Origin of the sequence: Amycolatopsis camponoti (assembly GCF_902497555.1) — a bacterium.
GTDB classification, from domain to species: domain Bacteria; phylum Actinomycetota; class Actinomycetes; order Mycobacteriales; family Pseudonocardiaceae; genus Amycolatopsis; species Amycolatopsis camponoti.
Genome location: NZ_CABVGP010000001.1, coordinates 1,898,521 through 1,922,285, shown reverse-complemented (window position 1 = coordinate 1,922,285; position 23,765 = coordinate 1,898,521). Strand labels below are relative to the sequence as shown.

Genomic DNA, 23,765 nt, shown 5'->3' with positions numbered 1-23,765 from the left:
GCTGCGGGGGTGGGACGTCCCTTATGCGTGGTCGTCTTCACCGAGGCGGTGCACGTGGATGAGGTTCGTCGAGCCGACGGTGCCCGGCGGGGAGCCGGCCACGATGACGACCAGGTCGCCCTTCTGGTACTTGCCCATCTCCAGCATCGCGTGGTCGACCTGCTGGATCATCTGGTCGGTCGAGTCCACCCGCGGCACGATCTGGGTGGTGGTACCCCAGGTCATCGACAGCTGGCTGCGCACGCAGTCCTCCGGCGTGAACGCCAGCAGCGGCAGCCGCGTGTGCAGCCGGGCCAGGCGGCGCACGGTGTCACCGGACTGGGTGAAGGCGACCAGCGCCTTCGCGTTGAGCCGCTCGCCGATGTCGCGGGCGGCGTAGGAGATCACGCCGCGCTTGGTGCGCGGGACGTGCGTCAGCGGCGGCACGATCGGCGAGTCGGTCTCGACCGCCTCGATGATCCGGCCCATCGTCTGGACGACCTCGATCGCGTACCGCCCGACGCTGGTCTCGCCGGACAGCATCAGCGCGTCGGCGCCGTCGAGGACGGCGTTCGCGACGTCGGAGGCCTCGGCGCGGGTCGGCCGGGAGTTGTTGATCATCGACTCGAGCATCTGCGTCGCGACGATGACCGGCTTCGCGTTCTCGCGGCAGATCTGGATGGCGCGCTTCTGCACCAGCGGGACCTGCTCCAGCGGCAGCTCGACGCCGAGGTCGCCGCGGGCGACCATCACCGCGTCGAAGGCCAGCACGATGGCCTCGAGGTTGTAGACGGCCTCGGGCTTCTCGATCTTGGCGACGACCGGGAGCCGTCCCTTGCCGACGCGGTCCATCACCTGGTGGACCAGGTCGATGTCGGCGGGCGAGCGGACGAAGGACAGGGCGATGAAGTCCACGCCCAGCTCGAGGGCGAACTCGAGGTCCTCGATGTCCTTCTCGGACATCGCCGGCACGGAGACGTCCATGCCGGGCAGCGAGACGCCCTTGTTGTTGCTGACCGGGCCGCCCTCGGTGACCTCGCACACGACGTCCTGGCCGTCGACCTCCTTGACCACCAGGCCGACCTTGCCGTCGTCGACGAGCAGGCGGTCACCGGGCTTGGCGTCCTTCGCCAGGCCCTTGTAGGTGGTCGAGACGCGGTCGTGGGTGCCCGCGACGTCCTCGACGGTGATCCGGACGATGTCGCCGGTGTGCCACTCGACCGGGCCGCCGGCGAACGTGCCGAGGCGGATCTTCGGGCCCTGCAGGTCGGCGAGGATGCCGACCGCCCGGCCACTCTCGGCAGCCGCGGCCCGGATGAGGTCGTAGACCTCCTTGTGGTCGCCGTGGCTGCCGTGGCTGAAGTTCATCCTGGCCACGTCCATGCCGGCATCCACCAGGGCCCGCATCTTCTCCGGCGTGGCAGTGGCAGGACCCAGGGTACAAACGATCTTCGCGCGTCGGCTCACGTTCGCACAGCGTAGTCCCTCTCCCCGCGTTCGTCTGTACCGATCCCGAAAAGTTCAAGAAAACTGTTCAGAAACCTGCGGGTTCGGACTCTCTTCGGGGGTCCGGGTGGCGGTGACCCCGCCGGATGTCTCAGGAACGCTGACGGCGCGGCTGCTCGCTGGGTCCGACCCGGTCACGGGCCCACTCGTTGAACTCGCGCAGCTGCCGCCAGGCCTTCCGCACCCGTTCGAGGGCACCCCGCTCGTGCAGGACGTCGTCCGGCTCCCAGACCCGGACCGCGTACACCGAGCGGTAGCGCAGCAGGTCGAGCCGCGGGTGGTCGGCGTCGAACCCGCGGGGCTTCGACTTGAGCCGGTCGCCGCGGATCTCCCAGCCGGTCTTCTCGAGCTTCTGCAGGATCTTCCCGAGAGCTTCGCCGTGCAGCTCGGTGTCGACGGCCTGGCGGAACCGGGCGATCTGGTCGGAGGCCAGGTAGAAGCAGCCGCCGCCGGCGCGCAGGCCGGCCGGCCCGACCTCGACGTAGTAGGCGCCGCCGCCGCGGCCCTGCTCGATCACGCCGCCGCAGTGGGTCTTGTACGGCGTCTTGTCCTTGGCGAACCGGACGTCGCGGTAGGGGCGGAACACCTTGGGGTCGCCGAAGCCGTCGGAGAACTCCGGCGCCAGTTCCGCGAGCAGCGCCTCCATCGGGGCCCGGACGTCGGACTTGTAGGTCTCGACGTGGTCGTCCCAGTAGGGCTTCGAGTTGTCTTCCACGAGGCCGTCGTAGAAGTCGACGGCGTACTCGCCGAATCCGCTGAACGTCACGGGGTGGACCCTAATCCCGCGCACCGACAGGAATTGTCGGTCCCCCGGCGTAGCGTCCCGCCGCATGACGCACGAGGAGTACTTCGCGGCACTCGCCGAACCTCGGCGGGGCGAGCTGCGGGCGTTGCACGCGTTGATTCGCGAGTCGGCGCCGGACCTGGCGCCGACGATGGAGTTCGGCCTGCCCGGCTACGGCCGCTACCACTACCGGTACGCGTCGGGCCGGGAAGGCGATGCGGCGACCGTGTCGCTGGCCGGCCGCAAGAACCACATCTCGCTGTACGTCTCGTGCCTGGCCGGCGACCGGTACCTGCCGGAGCTGTTCGCCGACCGGCTCACCGGGGCGTCGGTCGGGAAGAGCTGCGTCCGGTTCAAGCACCTGTCCGATGTGGACATCGGCGTGCTCGGGGAGCTGCTGCGGGCCGCGGCGGAGACGCCACCCGCCGGGGCGGTGTGAAACCCGGTGCGACCGGCACGCCGCGCGCGGCCGGTCGCACCGGGAGCCCTTACTTCGCGACGGCGCCGATCAGCTCGCCGTCGGTGGTGTCACCCGAGAGTTCCCAGAACATCGCGCCGCCGAGCCCCTGCTGCTTGGCGTAGTCCACCTTGCCGCCGATGGTCGACGGGGTGTCGTAGCTCCACCAGTCGTTGCCGCACCTGGCGTACGCGGTGCCGGCGACGGTCCCGGTCGACGGGCACGACGTCTTGAGCACCTTGTAGTCCTCGATGCCCGGCTCGTACTTGGCCGGCGCCGCACCGGTCGCGGTGCCGCCCGGGGCGTCCTGGGTGACGCCGGTCCAGCCGCGGCCGTAGAAACCGATGCCCAGCAACAGCTTGCCCGCCGGGACGCCCTTGCCCTTGAGCTTCTGGATGGCGGCGTCGGAGTAGAAGCCGGCCGTCGGGATGCCGTCGTAGCTCGTGAGCGGCGAGTGCGGGGCGGTCGGGCCCTGCGCGGCGAACGCGCCGAAGTAGTCGTAGGTCATCACGTTGTACCAGTCGACGTACTGCGCGGCGCCCGCGTAGTCGGCCGCGTCGATCTTGCCGCCGTCGGTGCCGTCCGCGGTGATCGCCGAGGTGACGAGCTGCGAACCGAACTTGGCGCGCAGGGCGCCCATCAGGTTCTTGTACGCCGCCGCACCGCTGCTGTCGCAGCTCAGGCCGCAGGCGTTGGGGTACTCCCAGTCGATGTCGATGCCGTCGAAGACCCCGGCCCAGCGCGGGTCGTTGACGAGGTTGTAGCAGGAGTCCGCGAACGCCGCGGGGTTCTGCGCGGCCTGCCCGAAGCCACCCGACCAGGTCCAGCCGCCGAACGACCAGATGACCTTCAGGCCGGGGTGCTTGGCCTTGAGCTTCTTGAGCTGGTTGAAGCTGCCGGCGACGGGCTGGTCCCAGGTGTCGGCGACGCCGTCGACGCTGCCCGCGGCGTCGTAGGTCTTCTGGTAGTCGGCGTAGGCGTCACCGATCGCGCAGCCACCGTTCGTCACGTTGCCGAACGCGTAGTTGATGTGGGTCAGCTTGCTGGCCGAACCCGACGTCTCGATGTTCTTGACGTGGTAGTTGCGGTCGTAGACCCCCCACTCGGTGAAGTAGCCGACGACCTTGCCGACGGAAGCCTGGGTGGTTTCGGCGTCAGCGGTGGCCACCGGGGCGGTCGCGACCCCCGCGACCAGGCCCGCGGCGGCGGCCACGGTCAGCAGCGCCGAGAAGCTCTTCCTGCGGAAACGGGACATGCCTTCTCCCTCCGGAGAATTACTCACGGCCACGGTGCCGGAGTGGTGGGGACCACACCACCGTAAGTGGACTAGACCATTAGGTCAATGGTTCAGACCAAGAAGCCCTAGGCCGAGCGGCCCAGCGGCCCGGTCACGCATGCCTTGACAGGAATATGCCGCGCGGAGCACATTTCAGGGGTGATGCAGACGTTCGAGGTGCTGGCCGAGCCCCGCCGCCGCACGATCCTGGACCTGCTGCGCGACGGCGAGCGGTCGGTGGGCGAGCTGGTCGACGAGCTGGAGCTGAGCCAGCCCGCGGTGTCCAAGCACCTGCGGGTGCTGCGGGAGGCCGGCCTCGTGACGGTCCGGGTGGCGGCCCAGCGAAGGTGCTACGCGCTGCGGCCGCAGCCGCTGGCCGAAGTGGACGCCTGGCTGGCGCCGTACCGCCGGTTCTGGTCGGACCGCCTGGACGCGCTGGAACGCCGCCTGGACGAAACCGACCCGCGCTGACCGGCGCGCCCCCGTGTGGCCTGGGGGTGCTTACGCCTGGGCCTCGAACGTGATGCCCGCGGCCGCCGCGCGGCGCTCACCCCACTCGTACAGCGCCGTCAGCGCCGGGCGGAGCTCCTCCCCCACCTCCGTCAGGTGGTACTCGACGTGCGGCACCCGGCCGTCGAACTCGACCCGGCGGACGATCCCGTCCGCCGCCAGCTCGCGCAGCTGCTGGGTCAGCATCTTCTCGCTCACCCCCGGCATCCGGCGCCGCAGTTCGCCGTAGCGGTGCGCGCCCTCCTTCAGGTGCGCGAGGATCACCGGCTTCCACTTGCCGCCGATCAGGTCGACCGCCAGCTCCACCGCGCAGTGGTACCGCTTCATCCGCCCTCCCCACGAACCGGAAAGTACGTGGTTGCCCGACCGGGGCGACCACTGGTTGCCTGACCGGGTGATCGTGCCAGAAACCCCGCCGACGCCGACCCTCTACGACTGGGCCGGCGGCCACGAAGCCCTCGTGAAGCTGCTCGAGATCTTCTACGGCCACGTCCTGGAAGACCCGCTGCTCGAACCCGTCTTCCGCGGCATGGACCCCGACCACCCGAAGCACGTCGCGGTCTGGCTCGGCGAGGTCTTCGGCGGCCCGGCCGCCTACTCCGGGAACCACGGCGGCCACGCCCACATGGTCGGCCGCCACCTCGGCCGTGGCATCACCGAAGAGCAGCGCCGCCGATGGGTGAACCTGCTGCTCGACGCCGCCGACGAGGCCGGCCTGCCCGCCGACCCCGAGTTCCGCGCCGCCTTCGCGGGCTACCTCGAGTGGGGCAGCCGCCTGGCCGTCCTCTTCTCCGCCCCCGGCGCCGAGCCGAACCCGCACGAACCGGTGCCGCACTGGGACTGGCCGATGCCGCCCTGGCAGCCACCCGCGTCCTAGCCGCATAGTGAGGGCAGCCGGGAAGGAGGCTGCCGTGATCCGGGTCGACGGCCGGACCCTGCGGTGCGCGGACGTGGTGACCGCGGCGCGCACCGGGGGCCCGCTGGGTATCGACGTCTCGATCGCCGCGCTGCGCGGCGCCGAGAACGCGTGGAAGCTCGCCGAGGACCTCAGCACCCGGCGGCGGGTCTACGGCCGGACGACCGGCGTCGGGGCCAACAAGGACGACACCGTCGAAAGCTCGCGGGAGCACGGCCTCCGCCTGCTGCGCAGCCACGCGGGCGGCAGCGGCGACCCGATGCCGCCCGGCCAGGTCCGCGCGATGATGCTGATCCGGCTCAACCAGCTGCTGGCCGGCCGGTCGGGGATCAGCCCCGAGCTGATCGGCGCGCTGGCCGACGCGGTCCGCGCCGGCGCGCTGCCGCTGGTGCACCGGCTGGGCGCGATCGGCACCGGCGACCTCGCGCCGCTGGCCGAGACGGCGCTCGCGCTCACCGGCGAACGCGCGTGGGTCGAGGGGCACGTGCCGCCGGTGCCGGTGCACGCCGGCGACGCGCTGGCGTTCATGAGCAGCAACGCCGCGACGCTCGCCGAAGCGACCCTCGCGACCATGCGGCTCGACGCGCTGACCCGGGCGAGCCACGCCGTCGCGGCGCTGACCTACGTCGCGCTCGACGGCAACCCGGAGGCGTACGCGACGCCGGTGCACGAAGCGCGGCCGCACGCGGGGCAGGTCGCGTGCGCGGCGGAGATGCGGCGCCTGCTCGGCATGCACCAGACGCCGAAGCCGGGCCGGCGGATCCAGGATCCCTTCGGACTGCGGGCTTTTCCGCAGGTCCAGGGCCCCGCGCTCGACGCGATCCACTACCTGCGCGACGTCCTCGCCGTGGAGATCAACGCCAGCACCGAGAACCCGATGATCTCGACGGTCCACGGCGACGCCTACCACCACGCCCACTTCCACACGGCGTACGTGTCGACGGCGCTCGACCAGGCCCGGGCGACCGTGCACCAGGTGGCGGAGCTGTCGGTGGCCCGGCTCGGCGACCTGGTCGAGCCGGAGTTCACCGGGCTGCGGCCGTTCCTCGCGGCGGGCCCGGCGGGCAGCTCCGGCGTGATGATCCTGGAGTACGTCGCCCACGACGCGCTCACCGAGCTGCGGCAGGCGGCCCTGCCGGCGACGCTCGGCACGGCGGTCGTCTCCCGCGGCCTCGAGGACCACGCGAGCTTCTCGACGCAGGCAGCCCGCGCGGCGACGGCGGCGTGCGCGGCCTACCAGCAGGTGCTGGGCTGCGAGCTGGTCGCGGCGGTCCGCGCGCTGCGGATGCGGGACGCCGACCTGGTCGATCTCCCGGTCCGGGACGCGTTCGAAGCGGCGTCGGCGGTCCTCGACGCGAGTGTCGACGACCGGCCGCTCACCGACGACATCGCCGCCGCGGCCGGCGTCCTGGACGCCCTCGCCCGGATCTGAACGCGCCGCGGGGCCGCCCCCCGGTGGGGACGGCCCCGCGGCGGAAGTGCTCAGCCGAAGAAGACTTCGGCTTCCTGGTAGCGCTCGGCCGGGACGGTCTTCAGCTCGGCCGTCGCCTCGGACAGCTTGACGCGGACGATGTCCGTGCCCTTCAGCGCCACCATCACGCCGAAGTCGCCGTCGGCCACGGCGTCGACCGCGTGCAGGCCGAAGCGCGTCGCGAGGACGCGGTCGTACGCCGTCGGGGTGCCGCCGCGCTGGACGTGGCCCAGGACCACAGCGCGGGACTCCTTGCCGGTGCGGTGGGCGATCTCGTCGGCCAGCCAGGTGCCGATACCGCCGAGGCGGACGTGCCCGAAGGCGTCCTTCTCACCGGTGAGCAGCCGCTCCTCGCCGCCCTCGGGCAGCGCGCCCTCGGCGACGACGATGATCGGCGCGAACTCCTTCTCGAAGCGGCTCTCGACGTACGAAACGACCTGGTCGACGTTGAAGTGCCGCTCCGGCACCAGGATCACGCTCGCGCCGCCGGCGAGGCCGGAGTGCAGCGCGATCCAGCCGGCGTGGCGGCCCATGACCTCGACGACCAGCGCGCGGTGGTGCGACTCGGCGGTGGTGTGCAGCCGGTCGATCGCCTCGGTCGCGATGGAGACCGCGGTGTCGAAGCCGAAGGTGTAGTCGGTGGCGCCCAGGTCGTTGTCGATCGTCTTGGGCACGCCCACGACGCCGACGCCGTCGTCGGTGAGCCGCTTCGCGACGCCGAGGGTGTCCTCGCCGCCGATCGCGACCAGCGCGTCGACGCCCTGGTCGGCCAGGACCTGCTTGATCTTCTCGACGCCACCCTCGACCTTGTACGGGTTGGTGCGCGAGGACCGCAGGATGGTGCCGCCGCGGGTGAGGATGTCTTCGACGTCGTTGAGGCCGAGCGGCCGGCTGTCCCCGGTCAGCGGGCCGTTCCAGCCGTTGCGGAAGCCGACGAGGTCCCAGCCGTGGACCTCGATGCCCTTACGCACCACCGCGCGGATGACCGCGTTGAGCCCCGGGCAGTCGCCGCCGCCGGTCAGCACACCGACACGCATGAGAAGCCTCCGTCTGTTTTCTGGAGATGACAGTCACATTTCGTCGTCCGCCAGAGTAGCGGCTCACGTCTTGATCGGTGCAGCCCGTACCACCTGGAGAATCGGTCCGGCTCCGGCGTGTGCTAACTTGACGGCGTGCAGCGCTATTACTGGTTTACGAAGCCGGCCCCGGGTGGGCACGGCGGCGTGAACCTGCGCTGACCTCCACCCCCGAGCCGGATTTCGAACCGGCTCGGCGAGGGTCCCCCGCGCGGGTCGGTGTCCACCAGGAAGGAACACCCCCGCGATGACGCTCTCCGCCGGACCCGCCACCATCGGTGACCTCGACGCCGCGCGCACCACGTCGATCAGTCCGCTCATTTCGCCCGCGATGCTCCGGGAAGACCATCCCGTCGGCCCCGCCGTCGCCAAGGTCGTGAAACAGGGCCGCGCCGAAACGGTCGACATCCTCGACGGCCGGGACGACCGGCTGCTCGTGGTCGTCGGCCCGTGCTCGGTGCACGACCCCGAAGCCGCCCTCGACTACGCCCGCCGCCTCGCCGCGAAGGCCGAGGAACTGCGCGAAGACATCCACGTCGTGATGCGCGTGTACTTCGAGAAGCCGCGCACCACGCTGGGCTGGAAGGGCCTGATCAACGACCCGGACCTCGACGGCACGTTCGCCGTCAACAAGGGTCTGCGGATGGCGCGCAAGCTGCTGCTCGACGTCTCCGAGCTCGGTCTGCCGGTCGGGTGCGAGTTCCTCGACCCGATCACGCCGCAGTTCATCGCCGACATCGTGACGTGGGGCTCGATCGGCGCGCGGACCGCGGCGAGCCAGGTCCACCGCCAGCTGTGCAGCGCGCTGTCGATGCCGGTGGGCATCAAGAACTCGACCGAGGGCGACGTCCAGGTGGCGGTCGACGCGACCCGCGCGGCCGCGGCGAGCCACGTGTTCCCGGGCATCAACACCGACGGCCTGGCGGCGCTGCTGACGACGTCGGGCAACCCGGACTGCCACGTGATCCTGCGCGGCCACGCGGGCGGCCCCAACTACGACACCGCGACCGTCACCGAAACCCTGGCGCGGCTGGCGAAGGCGGGTCTGCCGGAGCGCGTGATCATCGACGCTTCCCACGGCAACAGCGGCAAGGACCACGTCCGCCAGGCCGCGGTGGTCCGCGAGCTGGCCGCCCGCATCGGCGGCGGCGAGCGCATCACCGGGCTGATGATGGAGAGCTTCCTGGCGGGCGGGCGGCAGGACCTCGACCTGGGCCACCCGGAGAAGCTGACGTACGGCCAGTCGATCACCGACGCGTGCATGGCGTGGGACGACACCGCGCCGCTGCTGGACGAGCTGGCTTCGGCGGTGCGGGCGCGCCGCTGAGAGGTCCCCGGCCCGGGGGTCCCCCGGTTCTTACGTTACCGGGGACCCCCGACAGTTTCGGGCGGTCAGCGCAGCAACGGCAGCGACCCGACCAGCCGGTCGACGCGCTTGCGCGGGCCGTGCAGCGCGACGCCGACACCGGCGAGGTCCGCGGTGGCCGTGGCCGCCATCTTGGCCGTGTACTCCTCGTACGTGCGGCAGCTCTGGGCGAGCGCGCTGAAGGCGACGAAGAACAGCTCGTCGTCTTCGGCGGCCGCCCGGACGATGGCGGCGATCTCCGCACGCGAGGCGGTCAGGATCGGGAGCGGCACGTGGATGATCCCGGCGTGCGTGACGCCGTCGGCGTCCTCGACATCGGCTCCGACGAGCCCCTCGACCCGGTGCCCGAGGGTCACCGAGAGGACGCCCGCGGCGTTGGCCGCCAAACCCGCGGGCAGCTCGGTGCCGACCACGACGGCGCACTTGTGCTGCGCCTTCACTTCCGGCTCCCGACGAAAACTCCGGCGAGCACCACGGCTCCACCCAGCAGCTGCCACGGCGTCACGCTCTCCCCCGCCAGCACCACCGCCCAGCCGAGCCCGGCCACCGGGACGATGTTGAGCAGGTTGACCGCGACGCTCGGCTCCAGCCCGCGGAGTCCGTGGTTGTACAGCAGGAAAGCCGCCACCGAGCACACCACCGCGAGAAAACCGATCCGCAGCACCGTTCCGCCGGACGGGACGGTCCACCGGGAAGTCTCCGTCAGCGACAGCAGGACGAACCCGCCCGCGCCCGCCAGCGTCTGGTAGTACGTCACCACGATCGGCGACGCGCCCGAGCCCTCCCGGCGCGCGACCAGGTTGTAGGCCGCCCAAGCGACGCCGCCGGCGACCAGCAGCACGTCGCCCCACAGGCGGTGGCCGCCGCCGGAGTGCTCCCGGACCACCAGCCAGACCCCGGCGAGCGCCACCAGCATGCCCACCAACCGGACCGGGGAGAACGCGGCGCGGCCGGACAAAGCCAGCGTGATAATCGGGTAGGCGGCGACGATCAGCGTCGCGTCGGACGCCGTCGCCAGGTCGACGCCCGCGTTCTCCAGCGCGAAGTACGCTGTGATCCCGAGCAGGCCGGCGCCGCCGATGGACAAGCGCTGCCGGGTGGACGGCCGGGGAAACCGGCGCGCCGCGACGCCGAGGACGAGCGCCGCGAGGACGAACCGCAGCGCGCCGAGCGTCATCGGGGGGACCTCCGCCAGCGCCACCTTGGTGACCGCGAACGAGCTGCTCCAGATCAGCGCCGCGGCCAGGACGGCGGCCACCGAGAGGCCGCGCGTTTCTGTGATCATGGCGCGAGACTAAGCAGCGAACGGGAAGCCCTCGACGAACGCCGTGCTAATTTCGGCCACACCGGCGAAACACCGAACTTCACGAGCCGGAGGGAGAACGGAGCGGTCCCGTGGACGAACTGGATTCGGCGCTGCTGACCCTGCTGCAGGAAGACGCCAAGCAGACCAACAAGGAGCTGGCCCGCAAGCTGCACATCGCGCAGTCGACGTGCCTGGAACGGGTGCGGGAGCTGACCCGGCGCGGGATCGTGCGCGGGCACCACGTCGACGTCGACCTGAAGAAGATCGGCCGGCCCGTGCAGGCGATGGTGGCGGTACGGCTGCGCCCGCCCGACCGCGCGGTGATCGAGTCGTTCCGCGCCTTCGTGGCGGGGCTGCCCGAGGTGCTGTCGGTGTTCGTGATGTCCGGCAGCGACGACTTCCTGCTGCACATCGCGGTCGCCGACAACGACCACCTGAGCGGGTTCGTCCTCGACCGGCTGACCCAGCGCAAGGAGATCGTCGACGTGCGGACGTCGGTGATCTTCAACCACTTCCGCCGCACGGTCGTCACGCCGGCCGGATGACCGTCAGCGGCGCCGGAAGTACTCCTCGATGATCTCCCAGCGCGCGAGGTTGTGCTTCGCGTCCGCGAGCGCGTCGTGCTGGTCGGTGGGGGCCGACGGCAGCTTCGGCTTGCCCGCGTCCTCCCACCGCTGGCGCAGGTCGCGGGTGAAGCGCGGCAGCTGCCTCGGCAGCGCCGGCATCGGGCCCCACAGCTGGGCGAGCGCGACGTGGTCGTACGCGGCGAACCACGCCCACAGCTCGATCCCGCCCGGCGGCTTGCCGAAGAACTCCAGCAGGTCGGCGCGGATCTTCTCGCGGCTGCGCCACGCGCGGTCGGCCGGCGACGGCAGCTTGTTCAGGACGTTGTCCCGGACCCATTGGCCGGCCTTCGCCGGGTCGAACTCGGTCGAGACCGCGTAGAACTCGCGGCCCCGTTCGTCAACGACACCGATGGACACCAGATCGATGGTCACGCCGTCTTCGATGAACTCGGTGTCGTAGAAGAAACGCACCGGTGAACCCTAGTGGGTCAGCCGACCTTGGATTCGGGCACCCGGGCCGCGTCCTTCGCGGACGGCTGGGCGGGCACCTCGGGCTTGACCCCGGCGGCCTCGGCGGCCAGCAGTTCCTTGGCCTTCGCCGCGTAGATGTCGACGTACTCCTGGCCGGAGAGCTCCATCAGCGCGTACATGATCTCGTCGGTGATCGACCGCTCGATGAAGCGGTCGCCCGCGAGACCCTCGTACCGCGAGAAGTCGAGGGGCTTGCCGAAGCGGACCTCGAGGCGGCGCGGCCACCACATCTTGGAGCCGATCGGGTTGACCTTGTCCGTGCCGATCATCGCCACCGGGACGACGACGCCGCCGGACTCCAGCGCGATCCGGGCGACCCCGGTCTTGCCCTTGTACAGGCGGCCGTCCGGGGAGCGGGTGCCCTCGGGGTAGATGCCGAGCAGGTGTCCGGCCTTGACCAGGCGGGTCGCGGTGTCGAGGGCGGCCTGGGCGGCGTTGCCGCCGGAGCGGTCGATCGGGAACTGGCCGACGCCGGTGAAGAACCACTTCTTGAGCAGGCCCTTGAAGCCGGGCTCGGTGAAGTACTCGGACTTGGCCGGGAAGGTGACCTTGCGCTTGACCCGCAGCGGCATGAAGAACGAGTCCGCGACCGCCAGGTGGTTGCCGGCCAGGATCGCGCCACCGCTCTCCGGGATGTTCTCCGCGCCGACGACCTTGGTCGGCCACAGCGTCTTGAGCAGCGGTCCGATGAATACCCACTTCATGAGCCAGTACAGCACCGGTGCCTCAGTCCTCCATCGCAGCTCAGCCCCATCAACCCGCGCGAGACAGCCTACGAACCCCGGTGGCCGCCGCACAACGGAGACCACCCGGTTACCACGCGGGCGCGATCGATCTCACAGGGAATTCCGGGCCCGGGCGGAGCCCCACAAGGTCCGCGAGCCGTGAGAGCATGGGGGAATCCACCGCTCACACGGAAGGCGATCGCATGGGCGTGCTCGCCGGCGCGGAACCGTTCGCACACACCGGTTCGGCCGAGACCGGGTTCCTGCTCTGCCACGGGTTCACCGGTACCCCCGCGAGCATGCGGGCCTGGGGTGATCACCTGGCCGGGGCCGGGTTCACGGTGCGCTGCCCGCTGCTGCCGGGGCACGGCACCCGCTGGCCGGACCTCAACCGCACGACGTGGGAAGACTGGTACGGCGCCGTCCGCGAGGCGCTGCTCGCGCTGCTGTCGACGTGCAAGACCGTGTTCGTCGGCGGCCTCTCGATGGGCGGCACGCTCACCCTGCGCCTCGCCGAGGAGTTCGGTGACCGGATCGCCGGGATCGTCCTGGTCAACCCGTCGGTGACGCGGCTGAAGTGGGACACGAAGCTGCTGCCGGTGCTGGGCCGGATCGTGCCGTCGGTGCCGGCGATCGCGAACGACATCAAGAAGCCGGGCGAGACGGAGCTGGCCTACCCGCGCACCCCGGTGCGCGCCGCGGCGAGCCTGGCGAAGCTGTGGGCGCTCGTGCGCGCGGACCTGGGCAAGGTGACGCAGCCGGTGCTGCTGCTGCACTCGGCGGTCGACCACGTCGTCGAACCGGAGAACTCGCGGCTGGTGCTGGCGGGCGTCTCGAGCACCGACGTCACCGAGGTCGTGCTGGAGAACAGCTACCACGTCGCGACGCAGGACAACGACGCCGAACTCATTTTCACGCGTAGCGTCGAATTCGCGAAGACGCACGCCGCACAGCCCGAGGAGACCGCATGAGCCGGGGGAAGGACGGACCGGAGGACGTCGACGCGACGTTCGCCGAGATCGTCGCCGACCTGCGGGCCGACGGGTTCGGGCTCCCCGAAGAAGACACCGCGGACAAGGCCGACAAAGCCGACCGGGCTGACCGCGCCGACAGGGCTGACAAAGCCGACAAGACCGGCACCGCGGGGCCCGGCTTCGGGGTGGAGAGCGAATCGCGCCGGAAGCCGGACCGGCCCGCCGAACCGCCGGTCGTGGACACCCCGCCGGAGCCCGGCTGGCGGTCCGGCGGCACGTCGTGGGACGCGACGATGTTCTCCGACGACCCGGCCGGCGACGACGAGCACTACGTCCCGCCGGAACCGCCACCACTGCCGCGGCCGAAGATGGGCGCGTTCCTCATCCTGCTGCTGTTCCTGGCCGGGCTGTTCCTGCTGATCCTGCCCGGCGCGATCGGCGTGGGCCCGACCGTGGCGACGCCGCTGGGCATCCTGGCGCTCGCGACGTCGATCGCGTTGCTGCTGCTGCGCGTGCGCCAGGGACCGCCGCCCGGCGCCGATCCCAGCAACGGCGCCCAGGTCTGACACAGGCGCGATGAACATCGAGTTCAGCCCCTCGCGGCGATCGACCGTCGGCGCGGAATGGGAGCTCGGCCTGGTCGACCGGCGCAGCGGCGAGCTGTCCTCGGTCGCCGAGCGGATCCTCGAGGCCGTCCGCCCCGACGGGCGGGCCGAGCACCCGAAGATCAAGCAGGAGCTGCTGCTCAACACCATCGAGATCATCACCGGGGTCTGCGACACGATCGCCGAGGTCAAGGCCGACCTGAACGAGTCGCTCGACGTCGTGCACGGTGTCGCCGACCCGCTCGGCGTCGAGATGTTCTCGGCCGGGACGCACCCGTTCTCGAACTGGTACCAGCAGAAGGTCACCGACAAGGAGCGGTACGCGAAGCTGATCGACCGGACCCAGTGGTGGGGACGCCAGATGCTGATCTACGGCGTGCACGTCCACGTCGGGGTCGACCACCGCGACAAGGTGCTGCCGATCCTCGACGGGCTGCTGAACTACGCGCCGCACCTGCAGGCGCTCTCGGCGTCGTCGCCGTACTGGGGCGCCGAGGACACCGGGTACGCATCGAACCGGGCGCTGATGTTCCAGCAGCTGCCGACGGCCGGGCTGCCGTTCCAGTTCCGGAAGTGGGCCGAGCTGGAGAGCTACACCGAGGACATGTTCACCACCGGCGTGATCGACTCGTTCTCGGAGATCCGCTGGGACATCCGGCCGGCGCCGCACCTCGGCACGATCGAGATGCGGGTCTGCGACGGGCTGCCGACGCTGGAGGAGGTCGGCGCGATCTCCGCGCTGACGCAGTGCCTGGTCGACGACTTCAGCGAGCGCTTGGACGACGGCGAGATCCTGCCGTCGCTGCCGCCGTGGCACGTCCAGGAGAACAAGTGGCGCGCGGCCCGCTACGGCACCGACGCGATCGTCATCCTGGACGCGGCCGGGCGCGAGCGGCTGGTCACCGACGACATCGCCGACCTGCTGGACCGGCTGGAGCCGGTGGCGCGGCGCCTGGACTGCGTCGCCGAGCTGCGCGACGTCGAGAAGATCCTGCGGTACGGGCCCAGCTACCGGCGGCAGCGCGCGGTCGCGCAGGCGCACAAGGGCAGCCTCAAGGCCGTGATGGCGTCGCTGGTCGCCGAGATGCGCGACGGGACGCTGAAGGGCTAGAGCTTGTCGAGCCGGGTGCGGAGCGTGCCGGGGCCGAGGATCGACGCGCCGAGGGCTTCGACGCGCCTTTTGAGCTCCCGATCGGCCGTCGCCACCAGGACCTTGGCCTTCTCCTGGGCGACGACTTCGACGATCTTCGAGTCGCCATCGGTGTCCGCGGCGACGACCTCCACGCCCGGGACACCGGTGACGTGCTTGGCCTTGCCCTCGACGACCAGGACGATCCGCGGCCACCAGGTGACGGCGGCGTCGTCCGGGTCCGGCACGCCGGCTTCGACGAGTTTCGCGAGCTGGTCACGCAGGCGCTCGGCGGCACCGTGCCGATCGCGCCACCAGCCATCCGGCCGCGAGCCGACGACGTTGGCGCCGTCGACGACCAGGACCAGCTCCTGCCCGACGCGGTCGCGCAGGTCCGGCCAGGCGGCGGCGAAGTCGCGGTGCAGCCGGTAGGAGGGCACATCGTCGGGATCCACCCAGCGCACCTCCGCACTTTCGGTGTTGGCGACCCGCGCCTCGGCCCCATCGGCCAGGGCGAGGACGGTGGTGTAACTCCACTCCCCATGGTCCACCACGGACGCCGACACCGCGCGGAAGGCCTCGGCGGGAACAGAGGCTTCTTCGAACGCTTCGCGGGCAGCGGCGGTCACGGCGGTCTCACCGGCTTCGATGGCCCCGCCGGGAAGTGCCCAGGTCCGGCCGTGGTGCACCCACCAAGCCCGGCGCTGGAGAAGAACGCCACGCGCCGGATCGACGAGCAGCAGGCCGGCCGCACCGTACCGGCCCCAGTGCAGATGCCCGCAGGAACACCGGACGAAGACGCTCGCGGACGGGGCACTCACCGGTCCAGCCTGTCACAGGTCGGCCGCGGATCACGTCTCAGAGGAAGCCGAAGCTGGCCCCCGGCGCCCGCGAGCGAAGAGCCGCGGGAAAGGCCACGGCAGCAGACGGACGGCAACACGAACGGGGCCCACACCCCCCGCAACCCCGATCCGAAGCCAGAACACGGCCGGCGTCGCCGGCCGTAGTCACAATCGGGCTTCGGGGTGGCGGGGAAGACCCACGACGGGGTCGGCTACGGCCCGAGTCAGACCGGAGTCTTCGCCGCTTCCAACGCCAGCGCCGCCGCGCCCACGATCGCCGTGTCATCGCCCAGGTGCGCGGTCCGAATCCGAGCCAACGGCCGGTGCCGAGCCCCTGTGATGGCGCCCGCGTAGTGCTCGCGCGCCTCGTCCAGAAACAGCGGAGCCGACTCCGACACTCCCCCGCCGATCACGATGATCTCCGGGTCGAACACATCCGCCACCAGCGCCAAACCCTCGCCGAGCCACTTGGCCAGCTCGGCCATCGCCAGCTGCGCGATCGGGTCGCCATCACGCGCCGCGCCGGCCACCCGGCGGCCGGTCACCGAACCCGGGTCGCCCGCCACCTGCGGGGCCAGCACCGTCGAGCGGCCCGGGTGGCGCGTCAGCAGCTCCACCGCCGTCGCCGCCAGGGCCGTTCCGCTGCAGTAGCGCTCCCAGCAGCCGTACTTGCCGCACGGGCACGGCCGCCCGCCGCGGACCACCGTCAGGTGGCCCAGCTCGGGCGCCACGCCGTACGCGCCGCGGAACAGCTTGCCGTCCAGCAGCAGCCCGGCGCCGATGCCCGTGCCCAGCGCCACCAGCGCCGCCACGTGGGCGCCGCGGGCCGCGCCGAACCGGTGCTCGCCCACCATCGCCGCGTTGACGTCGTGCTCCAGCAGCACCGGCAGGCCGACGCGCTTCTCGATCCGATCCGCGACCGGTGCGCCGCGCCAGGCCAGGTGCGGCGCGAACATCACCGACCGGCGGTCGCGCGCCACGAACCCGGCCACGGCCAGGCCCACCCCGGCCACCTCGTGCCGGTTGCGCAGGCCCTCGATGACGCCGGCGATGGCGTCCTCGAGGGCGCCCTCCTCGCTCGGCGTCGCGACGCGTGCCGTGTCCAGCAGGGAGCCGCGCTCGTCCACCACGCCGGCCCGGACGCTCGTCCCGCCGACGTCCACCCCTATCGTCCGCACTCAGCTCTCCCACTCGTCGCGCCGGCGGACGGCGATGTGCTGCACCCGCACCGACACCGAAGCGTCCGCCGGCGGTCGCGGCGCGGGGCGGAACCCGGGCATGTGCACGCCCTCGTCCGGCTCCCAGCGGTCCGCGAGCACCGCTCGGAGCAACGCCACGAGCTGCGCCAGCTGTTCCAGGAGCCTCGCGGCGAACTCGGGACGCTCACCGCGCACCACCGCGACGATCGCACACAGCGGGCACCAGCCGCACCCCGAGCCGTCCGGTTTCGCCTGGTCAGGGTCCCCGTGCCCGGCGGCGACGACCCCTTCGAGCCACGGCGCCGCCTTCTCCACGACCATTTCGACGAGCAGGCGGATCTCCTCGGCCAGCCGCGGCCCGGCCGCCTCGTCCTCTTCGCTCACCCGCGTCCCCGGTTCCCGGCCAGGTTCACGACCAGGCCGTCGGCGTCGGATTCCGCGCCGGTGATCCGGCACGGCCGCAGCGACTCCGGCAGGGCGATGAGCCTGCGGAAGCCGTCCACGGTGATCGCCAGGTCGTCGTCGACGCGGGCGAGGTCGACCTCGGTGTCCCGCGCGAGCGGGATCGCGATGCGCAGCGTGTAGCCGTCCGGCGCCGGGCGGACCCGCAACAGCGGCGTGACCGGGGTGCCGTCGCCGGCCAGCGGATCGCCGTCGCCGTAGAGCCCGGCGGCGATCTCCAGCAGCGCGGGCAGCCCGACCGGCTCGACGGCCCGGTGCTCGACGCGGGACACCGCCGTGAACCCGGCGGCGGACAGTTCGGCCAGCACGGCGTCCTGCTGCGCCCGCCGGGTGCGCAGCCAGGACCCGGCGCCGCCGCGCCAGAACCCGGGCGCGGGCATCAGCCGGTTGGCGATCAGGCCGTCGACGGCGATCCCGCGCAGGGCCAGGGAGCTGAGCGTGCGCCGCGCTTCGGCGACGACGACCCGCTCCGGCGTCAGCACCAGCCGGACCGTGGTCACCGACGGCTCGGTGAGCAGTGCGCGCAGGGCGTCCAGGTGGACGCCGAGCCGGCGCACGGAGTCCGAGACGCGGCGGCCGAACACGCGGGTCAGGTAGCCGGAGAAGGCTTCGGGCAGGGCGAGCAGCCGCAGTGTCTCGGCCGTCGGCCCGCAGTCGACGACGATGGTCTCCCACGGCCCGTCTTCGGCGAGCCGCCGGACTTCGGTGAGGGCGAGCAACTCGTCGACGCCGGGCAGCACCGTGAGTTCCTCGGCGTCCAAAGTGTCGAGGCCGGCGCCGGACAGGACCGACTGCACCTCGGCCCGCAGCCGGTGCCAGGTGGTGTCGACCAGCGTCCGCGAGTCGATCTGGACGGCGGAGAGCAGAGCGTCCACTTCGGACGGTTCGGCGCCGAGACCGCGCCCGAAGGCGTCGCCGAGCGAGTGTGCCGGGTCGGTGGACACGACGAGCGTCTTCCTGCCGCGAGCGGCCAGGGCGGCGCCGGTGGCCGCGGCCAGCGTCGTCTTCCCGACACCCCCCTTGCCGGTGAACAGCAGGATCCGCACGCGGCTACCCCTCGGCCCGCTTCTTGAGCTCCTTCAGCGCGGTGTCCATGACCATCTTCTCGGCCTTGCGGCGCAGCAGGCCGATCATCGGCAGCGCCAGCTCGACCGACAGCGTGTACGTCACGCGGGTGCGGCCGCCGAGGTCCTCCAGCGCGTACCGGCCGTTCTGCGCCTTCTGCATCTGGCCCTTGACCAGGTGCCAGCTGACGCCGAGGCCGTCACCGTCCCAGTCGTACTCGAGGGTGTAGACGTCCTTGATCGGGCCCGCGTCGAGGGTGAGCTTGACCTGCTTGGCGCGCCCGTCACCGTCGGTGTCGAGGACCTCGGTCTGCCGGACGGCCTTGGCCCATTCCGGGTACGCGGGGAAGTCGGCGATCACGGCCATCACCCGGCTGGGCTCGGCGTCGACCTCGATGGACTGTGTGGACTGCTCGGCCATGGGACGAAGCGTAGCCGCCGCGGTCGGTCACCAGCGCAGCACGTACGGCTGCCCGGTCTCCTTGAAGTGACCGACGTTACGGCACTCGGTCAGCCCGACCCGGGCGCGTGGGGCGAGCGGCTGGTGCACGTGCCCGAACACCGACCAGCGCGGCCGCTGGGCGTGGATGAGGTCGAGCAGGGCCGTCGAGCCGATCTCGGCGCGGCGCGCGACGACGTCGTAGGTCAGCTCCGGCAGCGCCGGCGGGCCGTGCGTGCAGAGGACGTCGACCTCGGTGAGCTGGGCCACACTCGCGTCGTAGTCTTCGCGAACGCGCAGGTAGGGACGCCAGGCGGCGCCCTTGCGGGGACGCGGCACGACGCCGTCGGGCAGCAGCGCGCCGCCGACGAACCCGAACCGCAGGCCGCCGATCTCGGCCACCTCCCCGTCGAGGACCCGGATGCCCTCGCCGGCGAACTCGGGCCACAGCGCCGGGGTGTCGACGTTGCCGGGGGTGGCGTAGGTGGGCGCGGTCATCGCCGCGAAGAGCGCCGCGTACTGGGTGCGGATGGCCTCGTCGACGGCGCCGGCCGGGTCGTCGAGGCTCGCCCAGAGCGTCCGTGAGTAGGCAACGGTTTCGTCACGGGTGCCCTCCCGGCGCAGGCGGGCGAACCCGGCCACCTTCTCCGCGCCGAACAGGGCGCCCATGATGCCCTTTTCGTGGTCGTGGTAGTCGACGAAGTCGACCAGGTCGCCGAGCACGACCAGGGCGTCGGCCCCGTCTCCCGCGCGCTTCAGCCCGTCGACGTTGCCGTGCACGTCCGAGACGACGTGTACCCGCACCCCTGGCCCCCTCTAGCTTTCGCCGCGTGGAGGAACGCCGGGCTCGCGCCCGTCCTCCAGGATCTCCTTGAGCCCGAGCGCGATCTCCTTCGCCGCGCGGGCCCGCCGGTCGAACTCCCGGCGCAGGTCGCGTGGCGCCAGTTCCCGGGGCGTCCCGGCCGCGTCAGCGGGCGTCGCCCGCAGGAAGTAGTGCAGCAGGGTGCCGTCGAGCACCGGCTCGAGCCAGACCTCCATCGTACCGACGAGCGCGCCCCGCACGGTCCAGCGCAGGCCCTTGTCACCCCGGTCGGTGTAGACCTCGAGGACCAGGTCGGGCCAGTAGCGCCGCCAGGACGCCGGTGCGGCGAAGACCGCGGCCACGGTGGCCGGCGGAACGGCGAGGAACGTCTCGTCGACGATGTCGAGTGAGGGTGGCGCGTTCACGTGCGAAGAATGTCACGCCCTCGCCGTGCGACGGCGATCAGCATGGTCTTAAGGTGCTCACCACGCTAAGTTGACTGGCGGGTAACAGCGGTGTCGCCTGCCGCACGCGTTGAACACGGAGGTCCACGTGCGCGAATACAGCGCTCCCGCCGGCAAGCCGGTGGCCGACGACGAGAACATGTCCGATGTCGTCTGGGCGAACGCCGAGCGGTTCTCGGACGTGGTGAGCTTCCGCCGCCAGGTCGACGGAACCTGGCTGGACGTCACGGCCAAGGAGTTCGCCGGCCAGGTGCTGGCGGTGGCCAAGGGCATGGCCCAGGCCGGGATCGGCCGCGGCGACCGCGTCGCCATCATGTCCAAGACCCGCTACGAGTGGACGCTGATCGACTTCGCCATCTGGGCGGCGGGCGCGGTCACGGTGCCGATCTACGACACCTCCTCCCCCGAGCAGGTGTACTGGATCCTCTCCGACTCGGCCGCGAAGGGCGTGTTCGTCGAGACGAACGCCCACGCCGCGGCGGTCGAGGAGATCCGGGACCGGCTCACCGAGCTGGACAACACGTGGCAGATCGAAGGTGACTCCCCCGCCGTCGAAGAGCTGGCCGCGATGGGCGCGTCGCTGTCGGACGACGAGCTGCACGAGCGCCGCCGCGAGGTGAGCGCGGGCGAGCTGGCCACGATCGTCTACACCTCGGGCACCACCGGCCGCCCCAAGGGCGTCGAGCTGACCCACCGCAACCTGCTGGCCGAGATCCGCGCCGACATCGAGGCGTTCCCGCAGCTCATGGAGCAGGGCAACTCGCTGCTGGTGTTCCTGCCGCTGGCGCACGTGCTGGCCCGCGCGATCGCCGTGACCGCGCTGTCCGCCCGCGTCACCCTCGGGCACACGCCGGACGTCAAGAACCTGGTCGCGGACCTGGGCACGTTCCGGCCCACGTTCGTCGTCGCCGTGCCGCGCGTGTTCGAGAAGGTCTACAACTCGGCGAAGCAGAAGGCCCACGGCGACGGCAAGGGCAAGATCTTCGACGCCGCCGAGGCCACCGCGGTCGCCTACAGCGAGGCGCAGGACAAGGGCGGCGCCGGGCTCGGGCTCAAGCTGAAGCACCTGGTCTTCGACAAGCTCGTCTACGGCAAGCTGCGCGCGGCCCTCGGCGGCCGCTGCGTCGCGGCGGTCTCCGGCGGTGCCCCGCTCGGCGCGCGGCTCGCGCACTTCTTCCGCGGCATCGGCGTCCCGGTGTTCGAGGGCTACGGCCTGACCGAGACGTCCGCGGCGGCGAACGTCAACACGCAGACGGCGTTCCGCGTCGGCACGGTCGGCAAGCCGGTCAACGGCACGTCGGTCCGCATCGCCGACGACGGCGAGGTCATGCTCAAGGGCGACGTCGTGTTCGGGGCGTACTACAACAACCCGCAGGCGACGGCCGAGTCCCTCACCGACGGCTGGTTCCACACCGGCGACCTGGGCGAGCTCGACTCCGACGGCTTCCTCAAGATCACCGGCCGCAAGAAGGAGATCATCGTCACGGCGGGCGGCAAGAACGTCGCCCCGTCCGGCCTCGAGGACACGATCAAGGCGGCCCCGCTGGTCAGCCAGGCCATGGTGGTCGGCGACCAGCGCCCGTTCATCGCGGCGCTGGTGACGGTGGACGAGGAGTACTTCCCGTCGTGGAAGTCCCAGCACAACAAGCCCGCCAACGCTTCGGTCGCGGACCTGGCCACCGACGCCGATCTCCTCGCGGAGATCCAGGCCGCGGTCGACGAGGCCAACCGGCAGGTGTCCAAGGCCGAGGCGATCAAGAAGTTCACGGTGCTGGCCAACGACTTCACCGAGGCGGGCGGGGAGATCACGCCGAGCCTCAAGCTGAAGCGCAACGTGGTGACGAAGAACTACGCGAACGACATCGAGAGCCTGTACAAGAAGTAGCGAACCGCCGTCGAGGCCACCTCGCGGACGTCCGCGAGGTGGCCTCGACGGGTTTCACCGGGCGCGTTCCGCCGCGATGTGGTCGCGGTACCAGCGGTAGCTCGCTCTCGGGGTGCGGGCCTGCGTCGTGTAGTCCACGTGGATCAGGCCGAACCGGTGCTTGTACCCGTGCGCCCACTCGAAGTTGTCCAGCAGGGACCAGCAGAAGTACCCCCGCAGGTCCACCCCCGCCGCCGCGGCCGTGCGCGCCGCTTCGATGTGCTCGCTCAGGAACGAAATGCGCTCGTAGTCGGCGAAATCGCTGCGGTCGGCGTACACGCAGCCGTTTTCCGTGACGTACATCGGCGGGAGCCCGGGATAGCGGTTGTGCAGGCCGACCAGGGCTTCGGTGAGCCCCTCCGGCTCCACCGGCCAGCCCATGCCCGTGCGCGGGACTTCCGGCAGGCGGGTCGTGTCCACGCCGATGTCGGCCACGGTCCGCAGCGCCGGGTCCGGCTCGCGGTGCGGGGCGTCCGCGACGTGCAGCCGGTAGTAGTAGTTGACGCCCAGGTAGTCCAGCGGGACGCCGATCGTCTCCAGGTCGCCGTCGTGGCGGAACGAGAAGTCCGAGACGCCGGCGAACATCGCCGCCAGTCCCGGCGCGTACCGGCCGCCGAACAGCGGGTCGGTGAACTGGCGCCGCAGCAACGTGTCCTGGCGGGCCGCCGCCGCGGCGTCCGCGGCCGAGTCCGACACCGGCACCGCCGGCGACTGGTTGAGCACGATCCCGAACCGGTGCTGCGGCGACGCCTGCGCGCGCATCGCCCGCACCGCCAAGCCGTGGCCCAGCAGCAGGTGGTGGGCGGCGGCGAGCGCGCCGTGTCCCTCACGCGCTCCCGGTGCGTGCCGCCCTTCACCGTACCCCGCGATGGCGCACGGGTACGGCTCGTTCAGCGTCGTCCAGTGGTCGACGACGTCGCCGAGCTCCTCGTGCACCAGCGCCGCGTATTCGGCGAAGCGCGACGCCGTGTCGCGCGAACGCCACCCGCCGGCGTCCTCCAGGGCCTGCGGCAGGTCCCAGTGGTACAGCGTGAGGAACGGCTCGATGTTCTTCTCCCGCAGCGCTTCCACCAGCCGCCGGTAGAAGTCGAGGCCCCGGCGTTCGGCGTGCCGGCCGTCCGGCTGGATCCGGGGCCACGAAACGGAAAAGCGGTAGGAGTCGACGCCGAGGTCGCCCAGCAGCGCGAGGTCGGCGCGCCAGCGGTGGTAGTGGTCCGCCGCCGGCTCGCCGGTGTCACCCCCGGCGACCGCGCCGGGGACCGCGGCGAAGGTGTCCCAGATGGACGGTCCACGGCCGTCGGCGGTCGTCGCACCCTCGATCTGGAACGCCGAGGTGGCTACGCCCCAGCGGAAGCCGAGCGGGAAGCTGGAAGTCACGATGAGCTCCGGGAG

Annotated in this window: 27 protein-coding genes; 10 read left to right on the top strand and 17 right to left on the bottom strand. The window is 71.5% G+C overall.

All coding sequences use genetic code 11. From position 1 onward, the window contains the following. Positions 1-21: 21 nt before the first annotated feature. Complete coding sequence (gene pyk, locus AA23TX_RS09280; protein WP_155542151.1) at positions 22-1,446, bottom strand: pyruvate kinase; 1,425 nt, start codon at positions 1,444-1,446, stop codon at positions 22-24. Between the two features lie 130 nt (positions 1,447-1,576). Beyond that, complete coding sequence (locus AA23TX_RS09275; RefSeq protein WP_155542150.1) at positions 1,577-2,251, bottom strand: DUF2461 domain-containing protein; 675 nt, start codon at positions 2,249-2,251, stop codon at positions 1,577-1,579. Between the two features lie 64 nt (positions 2,252-2,315). On the opposite strand from AA23TX_RS09275, the gene AA23TX_RS09270 reads away from it, so the two are divergent. After that, positions 2,316-2,708: an iron chaperone gene (locus tag AA23TX_RS09270; RefSeq protein ID WP_155542149.1), complete on the top strand. Its 393-nt coding sequence runs from the start codon at positions 2,316-2,318 to the stop codon at positions 2,706-2,708. Positions 2,709-2,757: 49 nt separating this feature from the next. On the opposite strand, the gene AA23TX_RS09265 is transcribed toward AA23TX_RS09270, so the two are convergent. Continuing rightward, on the bottom strand, positions 2,758-3,981 hold the full coding sequence (locus AA23TX_RS09265; RefSeq protein WP_155542148.1) for a glycoside hydrolase family 18 protein: 1,224 nt from the start codon (positions 3,979-3,981) through the stop codon (positions 2,758-2,760). 183 nt (positions 3,982-4,164) lie between these two features. On the opposite strand from AA23TX_RS09265, the gene AA23TX_RS09260 reads away from it, so the two are divergent. Further along, entirely contained in the window at positions 4,165-4,473 is a 309-nt protein-coding gene (locus tag AA23TX_RS09260; protein WP_196425426.1) for an ArsR/SmtB family transcription factor, read from the top strand. Positions 4,474-4,503: 30 nt separating this feature from the next. On the opposite strand, the gene AA23TX_RS09255 is transcribed toward AA23TX_RS09260, so the two are convergent. Further along, positions 4,504-4,839, bottom strand: a complete 336-nt coding sequence (locus tag AA23TX_RS09255; RefSeq protein ID WP_155542146.1) for a winged helix-turn-helix transcriptional regulator — start codon at positions 4,837-4,839, stop codon at positions 4,504-4,506. Between the two features lie 67 nt (positions 4,840-4,906). On the opposite strand from AA23TX_RS09255, the gene AA23TX_RS09250 reads away from it, so the two are divergent. Beyond that, positions 4,907-5,389, top strand: coding sequence for a group II truncated hemoglobin (locus tag AA23TX_RS09250; RefSeq protein WP_155542145.1), 483 nt, complete (start codon positions 4,907-4,909; stop codon positions 5,387-5,389). A gap of 34 nt (positions 5,390-5,423) precedes the next feature. Beyond that, entirely contained in the window at positions 5,424-6,860 is a 1,437-nt protein-coding gene (locus tag AA23TX_RS09245) for an aromatic amino acid ammonia-lyase (RefSeq protein WP_155542144.1), read from the top strand. A 50-nt stretch (positions 6,861-6,910) separates the two neighbouring features. Here the strand turns inward: AA23TX_RS09245 and AA23TX_RS09240 are convergent, their stop codons facing one another. After that, on the bottom strand, positions 6,911-7,936 hold the full coding sequence (locus AA23TX_RS09240; RefSeq protein ID WP_155542143.1) for a 6-phosphofructokinase: 1,026 nt from the start codon (positions 7,934-7,936) through the stop codon (positions 6,911-6,913). A gap of 286 nt (positions 7,937-8,222) precedes the next feature. Here AA23TX_RS09240 and AA23TX_RS09235 point away from each other — a divergent pair, with 286 nt between their 5' ends. Continuing rightward, positions 8,223-9,302, top strand: a complete 1,080-nt coding sequence (locus tag AA23TX_RS09235) for a 3-deoxy-7-phosphoheptulonate synthase (protein WP_155542142.1) — start codon at positions 8,223-8,225, stop codon at positions 9,300-9,302. A gap of 65 nt (positions 9,303-9,367) precedes the next feature. Here the strand turns inward: AA23TX_RS09235 and AA23TX_RS09230 are convergent, their stop codons facing one another. Together AA23TX_RS09230 and AA23TX_RS09225 are read right to left on the bottom strand one after the other, a co-directional pair. Further along, positions 9,368-9,781 (bottom strand): DUF2000 domain-containing protein, encoded by a 414-nt coding sequence (locus tag AA23TX_RS09230; protein WP_196425247.1) that lies wholly within the window; start codon positions 9,779-9,781, stop codon positions 9,368-9,370. Further along, positions 9,778-10,626 (bottom strand): DMT family transporter, encoded by an 849-nt coding sequence (locus AA23TX_RS09225; protein WP_155542140.1) that lies wholly within the window; start codon positions 10,624-10,626, stop codon positions 9,778-9,780. Before AA23TX_RS09225 ends, AA23TX_RS09230 begins: the two co-directional genes overlap by 4 nt. A 110-nt stretch (positions 10,627-10,736) precedes the next feature. On the opposite strand from AA23TX_RS09225, the gene AA23TX_RS09220 reads away from it, so the two are divergent. Beyond that, positions 10,737-11,192 carry an Lrp/AsnC family transcriptional regulator gene (locus AA23TX_RS09220; protein WP_155542139.1) on the top strand — a complete coding sequence of 152 codons (456 nt, stop codon included), beginning with the start codon at positions 10,737-10,739 and terminating at the stop codon, positions 11,190-11,192. Positions 11,193-11,195: 3 nt separating this feature from the next. Here AA23TX_RS09220 and AA23TX_RS09215 read toward each other — a convergent pair whose 3' ends face one another. Next, positions 11,196-11,684 carry a polyadenylate-specific 3'-exoribonuclease AS gene (locus AA23TX_RS09215; RefSeq protein ID WP_155542138.1) on the bottom strand — a complete coding sequence of 163 codons (489 nt, stop codon included), beginning with the start codon at positions 11,682-11,684 and terminating at the stop codon, positions 11,196-11,198. A gap of 17 nt (positions 11,685-11,701) precedes the next feature. Then, positions 11,702-12,463, bottom strand: coding sequence for a lysophospholipid acyltransferase family protein (locus tag AA23TX_RS09210; RefSeq protein ID WP_155542137.1), 762 nt, complete (start codon positions 12,461-12,463; stop codon positions 11,702-11,704). Positions 12,464-12,672: 209 nt separating this feature from the next. Between AA23TX_RS09210 and AA23TX_RS09205 the strand changes: the two genes are divergently transcribed. The 3 genes from AA23TX_RS09205 to AA23TX_RS09195 are packed head-to-tail and all read left to right on the top strand — an operon-like array spanning position 12,673 to position 15,159. Beyond that, entirely contained in the window at positions 12,673-13,440 is a 768-nt protein-coding gene (locus tag AA23TX_RS09205; protein WP_155542136.1) for an alpha/beta hydrolase, read from the top strand. After that, a complete protein-coding gene (locus AA23TX_RS09200) occupies positions 13,437-14,009 on the top strand; it encodes a hypothetical protein (RefSeq protein WP_155542135.1) in 573 nt (190 codons plus the stop codon). The genes AA23TX_RS09205 and AA23TX_RS09200 overlap by 4 nt, the downstream gene beginning before the upstream one ends. A 10-nt stretch (positions 14,010-14,019) precedes the next feature. Continuing rightward, entirely contained in the window at positions 14,020-15,159 is a 1,140-nt protein-coding gene (locus AA23TX_RS09195; RefSeq protein WP_155542134.1) for a glutamate--cysteine ligase, read from the top strand. Here the strand turns inward: AA23TX_RS09195 and AA23TX_RS09190 are convergent. From AA23TX_RS09190 to AA23TX_RS09160, 7 genes are all read right to left on the bottom strand, one after another. Further along, positions 15,156-15,998 (bottom strand): NUDIX domain-containing protein, encoded by an 843-nt coding sequence (locus AA23TX_RS09190; protein WP_155542133.1) that lies wholly within the window; start codon positions 15,996-15,998, stop codon positions 15,156-15,158. The genes AA23TX_RS09195 and AA23TX_RS09190 overlap by 4 nt on opposite strands. A gap of 245 nt (positions 15,999-16,243) precedes the next feature. Continuing rightward, complete coding sequence (locus AA23TX_RS09185; protein ID WP_155544338.1) at positions 16,244-17,182, bottom strand: ROK family protein; 939 nt, start codon at positions 17,180-17,182, stop codon at positions 16,244-16,246. A gap of 15 nt (positions 17,183-17,197) precedes the next feature. Then, a complete protein-coding gene (locus AA23TX_RS09180) occupies positions 17,198-17,602 on the bottom strand; it encodes a hypothetical protein (protein WP_196425246.1) in 405 nt (134 codons plus the stop codon). Beyond that, positions 17,599-18,726 (bottom strand): ArsA family ATPase, encoded by a 1,128-nt coding sequence (locus AA23TX_RS09175; protein WP_155542132.1) that lies wholly within the window; start codon positions 18,724-18,726, stop codon positions 17,599-17,601. Before AA23TX_RS09175 ends, AA23TX_RS09180 begins: the two co-directional genes overlap by 4 nt. A 4-nt stretch (positions 18,727-18,730) precedes the next feature. Further along, positions 18,731-19,165, bottom strand: a complete 435-nt coding sequence (locus tag AA23TX_RS09170; RefSeq protein ID WP_086678751.1) for an SRPBCC family protein — start codon at positions 19,163-19,165, stop codon at positions 18,731-18,733. Positions 19,166-19,192: 27 nt separating this feature from the next. Beyond that, complete coding sequence (locus AA23TX_RS09165) at positions 19,193-19,987, bottom strand: metallophosphoesterase family protein (RefSeq protein WP_155542131.1); 795 nt, start codon at positions 19,985-19,987, stop codon at positions 19,193-19,195. A 12-nt stretch (positions 19,988-19,999) separates the two neighbouring features. Beyond that, entirely contained in the window at positions 20,000-20,410 is a 411-nt protein-coding gene (locus tag AA23TX_RS09160; RefSeq protein ID WP_155542130.1) for a polyketide cyclase / dehydrase and lipid transport, read from the bottom strand. A gap of 127 nt (positions 20,411-20,537) precedes the next feature. On the opposite strand from AA23TX_RS09160, the gene AA23TX_RS09155 reads away from it, so the two are divergent. After that, the gene (locus AA23TX_RS09155) at positions 20,538-22,334 is read left to right on the top strand and encodes an AMP-dependent synthetase/ligase (RefSeq protein ID WP_155542129.1); all 1,797 of its coding nucleotides are present in this window, start codon (positions 20,538-20,540) and stop codon (positions 22,332-22,334) included. Positions 22,335-22,388: 54 nt separating this feature from the next. On the opposite strand, the gene AA23TX_RS09150 is transcribed toward AA23TX_RS09155, so the two are convergent. Then, entirely contained in the window at positions 22,389-23,750 is a 1,362-nt protein-coding gene (locus AA23TX_RS09150; RefSeq protein ID WP_155542128.1) for a GH1 family beta-glucosidase, read from the bottom strand. Positions 23,751-23,765: the final 15 nt, after the last annotated feature.

What these genes read in the sequence shown, in the direction of transcription:
- AA23TX_RS09270 (WP_155542149.1), top strand. Translation starts at nt 2,316, where the DNA reads ATGACGCACGAGGAGTACTTCGCGGCACTCGCCGAACCTCGGCGGGGC.
- AA23TX_RS09265 (WP_155542148.1), bottom strand. Translation starts at nt 3,981, where the DNA reads ATGTCCCGTTTCCGCAGGAAGAGCTTCTCGGCGCTGCTGACCGTGGCC.
- AA23TX_RS09260 (WP_196425426.1), top strand. Translation starts at nt 4,165, where the DNA reads ATGCAGACGTTCGAGGTGCTGGCCGAGCCCCGCCGCCGCACGATCCTG.
- AA23TX_RS09255 (WP_155542146.1), bottom strand. Translation starts at nt 4,839, where the DNA reads ATGAAGCGGTACCACTGCGCGGTGGAGCTGGCGGTCGACCTGATCGGC.
- AA23TX_RS09240 (WP_155542143.1), bottom strand. Translation starts at nt 7,936, where the DNA reads ATGCGTGTCGGTGTGCTGACCGGCGGCGGCGACTGCCCGGGGCTCAAC.
- AA23TX_RS09235 (WP_155542142.1), top strand. Translation starts at nt 8,223, where the DNA reads ATGACGCTCTCCGCCGGACCCGCCACCATCGGTGACCTCGACGCCGCG.
- AA23TX_RS09225 (WP_155542140.1), bottom strand. Translation starts at nt 10,626, where the DNA reads ATGATCACAGAAACGCGCGGCCTCTCGGTGGCCGCCGTCCTGGCCGCG.
- AA23TX_RS09205 (WP_155542136.1), top strand. Translation starts at nt 12,673, where the DNA reads ATGGGCGTGCTCGCCGGCGCGGAACCGTTCGCACACACCGGTTCGGCC.
- AA23TX_RS09200 (WP_155542135.1), top strand. Translation starts at nt 13,437, where the DNA reads ATGAGCCGGGGGAAGGACGGACCGGAGGACGTCGACGCGACGTTCGCC.
- AA23TX_RS09195 (WP_155542134.1), top strand. Translation starts at nt 14,020, where the DNA reads ATGAACATCGAGTTCAGCCCCTCGCGGCGATCGACCGTCGGCGCGGAA.
- AA23TX_RS09170 (WP_086678751.1), bottom strand. Translation starts at nt 19,165, where the DNA reads ATGGCCGAGCAGTCCACACAGTCCATCGAGGTCGACGCCGAGCCCAGC.